Source organism: Mesorhizobium sp. M7A.F.Ca.CA.001.08.2.1, assembly GCF_003998455.1.
In the GTDB taxonomy this organism is placed as follows: domain Bacteria; phylum Pseudomonadota; class Alphaproteobacteria; order Rhizobiales; family Rhizobiaceae; genus Mesorhizobium; species Mesorhizobium ciceri.
The window spans coordinates 1-1,377 of record NZ_RZPW01001136.1 but is presented as its reverse complement, the minus strand read 5'-3'; the positions used below and the strand labels follow the sequence as shown (position 1 = coordinate 1,377).

Annotated in this window: 2 protein-coding genes; one reads left to right on the top strand and one right to left on the bottom strand. The window is 66.2% G+C overall.

Annotated elements, in window-relative coordinates; translation table 11 throughout:
- Positions 1–534, top strand: a 534-nt coding sequence (locus tag EN914_RS35545) for an FAD-dependent oxidoreductase (RefSeq protein WP_348631968.1), incomplete at its 5' end; no start/stop codon positions are given.
- Positions 535–561: 27 nt separating this feature from the next.
- Here the strand turns inward: EN914_RS35545 and EN914_RS35540 are convergent.
- Positions 562–1,377, bottom strand: an 816-nt coding sequence (locus EN914_RS35540; protein WP_127389695.1) for an SGNH family hydrolase, incomplete at its 5' end; no start/stop codon positions are given.

Below are 1,377 nucleotides of genomic sequence, written 5' to 3'. Positions count from 1 at the left end.
GCCTTCCGCCAGGGCGCGGTGCGCGTCACACAGCTCGACATCCGCCCACAGCCGCCGGAGAAGGAAGACAAGCTTTCGGTCTGGCCCTACTGGGCGACGAAGATGCGCACCTCGTCCTCGCAGGCCGAAGGCGCCGAGCGCGAATTCCAGGTGGCGACGCTCGAATTCATCGGCGAGGAAGGCCAGCTGACCGGCGTCAAGTGCTGCGAGGTCGACGACAAGCGCAAGCCGATCGCCGGTACCGAATTCGTCATTCGTGCCGATCTCGCTTTCATCGCCATCGGCTTTGCCGGGCCGGCCGCGGCCGGTGTGGCGAGGGAATTGGAGGGTGAGATGAAGATCGCCACCGACAGCCGCCGCTCGCGCAATGTCGAGGCCAATGACCGCGACTACAAGACCAGCGTCGACAGGCTCTATGCGGCCGGCGACGTGCGTCGTGGCCAGTCGCTGGTCGTCTGGGCGATCCGCGAGGGCCGCCAGGCGGCGCGCGCGATCGACGAGGCGTTGATGGGGTCGAGCGTTCTCCCGCGCTGAGCCCGGCCTCGGAGCCGCGCTGCGAGACTAACGATTGATCGCGGTCGTGGTGTCGGTCGCGGCTGCGGCCTTCGGCGGCCAGGAGAAATCGTCGGCGCGGCCGGGCGATGCAATCGGTGCCTTGCCCTCGACCACAAGCTTTTCACCGGGCAGGTCCGGATTGGCCTTTGCCGGCGGTGCCGCGCCAAGCAGCTCCGAGCCGCCGTCGAGTGCCGGATCGCTGAGCAGCATCGGCGCGGTGCGGTCGATGACGATGGGGGGCGCGGCCGGCGCCGGCGTCTCGACAGGGGCGCCCGCCGGAGCGGACGGTGTAATCATGCTTCCCGGCGCGGTCAGGCCGAGGATCTTCAGCAGCGGTTTTTCGGTGTAGAAGGCGAGCTTGCGCTTGCCCGCCTTCGAGATATTGATGCCGTCATCGGCGCGCAGCCGCACCGGCTGGCCGTTGATGTCGGGGCCGCTGGTGACGAAGGCGCCGTTCTCGTCGACAAAGCCGTCCCAGATATCGACGAATTCGCCGCCATGGCTTTCTGCGGCCTGATGGTAGATGTCGTTGAAGGCAAGCATATCCGAGGTCATCTTCGGCACCCGGAACGCCGGCATGCCGACCCAAAGGAAGGGGACCTTGGCCGCGGCGATGGCTTTGCCCAGCGCGTCGGTTCTGCGTTCATATTCCTTGGTCCAGTTCTCGGAGCGTGGCTGTTCGCGCATGTCGCCCACCTTCATCGACTGGCGGTCGTTGGAGCCCAGCATGACGATCACGGCGGCGGGTTTTTCGGTCTCGATCAGCGATTTGATCTGTTCGGGCCAGTTGTAGAAATCATCGCGCATGAAGCCGGACGAGCC